Source organism: Saccharomonospora iraqiensis subsp. iraqiensis, assembly GCF_000430445.1.
Classification (GTDB): Bacteria; Actinomycetota; Actinomycetes; order Mycobacteriales; family Pseudonocardiaceae; genus Saccharomonospora; species Saccharomonospora iraqiensis.
In genome coordinates, this window is sequence record NZ_KE387041.1 from 54,533 (window position 1) to 56,347 (window position 1,815).

Below are 1,815 nucleotides of genomic sequence, written 5' to 3' on the forward strand. Positions count from 1 at the left end.
CCGGCCGCCCCGCGGGGGAGCGCGGGGATCGGCGGGCCGCAATCAGGGGCACGAACCGGGGGGAGGGGGGAGGTGAAGGCGGTGGGCGTGTTCGCTCGGGGGCGGGCACGCCCACCGCGCTCGTCGGTGTCCGCCACCGTGCTCAGGTGCGCGGCGCTCAGGTGCGCGGCGGTTTCGTCAGCCGCCGCGCACACACGCGCAGCGACCGGCGCAGCTGTTCCACCTGCTCCGGGGCCAGCTCCGCGAGCATGTCCCGCTCGATGTCGTCCACCTCGACCTCGATCCGGTCGAGCAGGCGCGCCCCCTCGTCGGTGAGGTGGATGCGCAGCACCCGCTTGTTCGTGGGCGCCTGGGTGCGGGCGATGAGTCCGCGCCGCTCCAGGGCGGCGATGAGCTCCTGCATCGTCTGCGCGCTGACGAACGACCGGCGGGCGAGCTGGGCCGACGACTGGCCGGGGATCCGGCGCAGCGCGGCCAGCGCGGTGTACTGGGTGGTCGTGAGCCCGTGCGGGCGCGCGGCGGAGTCGATGTGGGCGCGTACGGCCAGTTCGAGTTGTTTGACGAGGTAGGCCGTCCGGGCCGGCGCCGACTCCTCGGTGCGGTGCTGGCCGTTCACCGTGAGCAGGTTATCACCAACGGTGACGTGCGCCACGCACGGTCGGTGGTATCGCCCGCTCGTGCGGCGGATTCACCACGCCGGGACCGCCGGTCCCGGTGTCGTCCCGGGTACACAGCGGTCACGGTGTCGTCGTCCTGGTGAACAGCAGGTCGCGGCTGGCCCGCCCCTCGGTCCGGGCGCGCTGCTCGAACTTGGTCACCGGACGCCAGGACGGGCGCGGTGCCCAGCCGTCGTAGGCGTTGCGCAGCCTCGGCTCGGCCTCGCACACCTCGAGCATCTGCTCGGCGTAGTCGGCCCAGTCGGTGGCCAGGTGCAACGTCGCCCCCTCGGCCATCCGGGAGGCCAGCAGCGCGACGAAACCGGGCTGGATCAGCCTGCGCTTGTGGTGCCGCTTCTTCGGCCAGGGGTCCGGATACAGGATCCGCACGGTCGACAGCGCCCCCTCGGCGACGTGGGAGGTCAGCAGCTCCACGGCGTCGCCCTTGACCAGCCGGAGGTTGTCCACCCCGAGCTGTTCGGCGCGCAGCAGCAGTTGCCCGAGCCCGGCCTCGTAGACCTCGACGGCGACGTAGTTGACCTCCGGTTCGGCCGCCGCGAGCCGGGCGGTGGTCTCCCCCATCCCGGAGCCGATCTCCAGCACCACGGGGGCCTCGCGTCCGAACCACCCGGCGAAGTCGATCGGCCCGGCCGGCAGGTCCGGCACCGTCGTCCCCCACGTCGGCCACAGACGGTCCCACGCGCGTTGCTGGCCGACCGTCATCCGCCCGCCGCGTTTGACGTAGCTGACCACGGTGCGCAGGTGCGGCTGCTGTTGTTCTCCCACGAACGGGCACGATAGCCGCACCGTGGTGGTCCCCGGCCCCCGGAGGGCGACGGGGGCCGGTCGAGCACGGTCGGTGGTGGCTCAGCGCACCGCTTCGAACTCGCCGAGCCGCGCGCGCAGGCCGGCCAGGCCCGCGACCGGGATCGGCGCGGGGGTGGTGCCGCTGTGCGCGGGGAGTACGTCGATCCAGCCGGGGTGCCGGTCGGTGTTCAGGATCGTCGTGGGAATCCGGTGGCCCTGCCTGCCCCGTTCGGAGGGCATGAACTCCCAGTAGCCCGACTCGCCGTCGGCGGCCCACGGCACGTACTCCCACCCGGGCCGGGTCGCCAGCAGCCGGTCGATCCGGTCCTCCACGCGGAACCCGTCGGCGCGG

The 1,815-nt window shown here is 73.6% G+C and carries 2 protein-coding genes and 1 pseudogene; all 3 read right to left on the minus strand.

Annotated features, from left to right (window positions below; translation table 11 throughout):
* Positions 1-157 precede the first annotated feature (157 nt).
* Positions 158-616 (minus strand): MarR family winged helix-turn-helix transcriptional regulator, encoded by a 459-nt coding sequence (locus ACTIR_RS0103120; protein WP_034238091.1) that lies wholly within the window; start codon positions 614-616, stop codon positions 158-160.
* Positions 617-737: 121 nt separating this feature from the next.
* Positions 738-1,442 (minus strand): tRNA (guanosine(46)-N7)-methyltransferase TrmB, encoded by a 705-nt coding sequence (gene trmB / locus ACTIR_RS0103125; RefSeq protein WP_026453191.1) that lies wholly within the window; start codon positions 1,440-1,442, stop codon positions 738-740.
* 81 nt (positions 1,443-1,523) lie between these two features.
* A pseudogene (locus ACTIR_RS21375) lies at positions 1,524-1,815 on the minus strand (hypothetical protein); the annotation flags it as partial.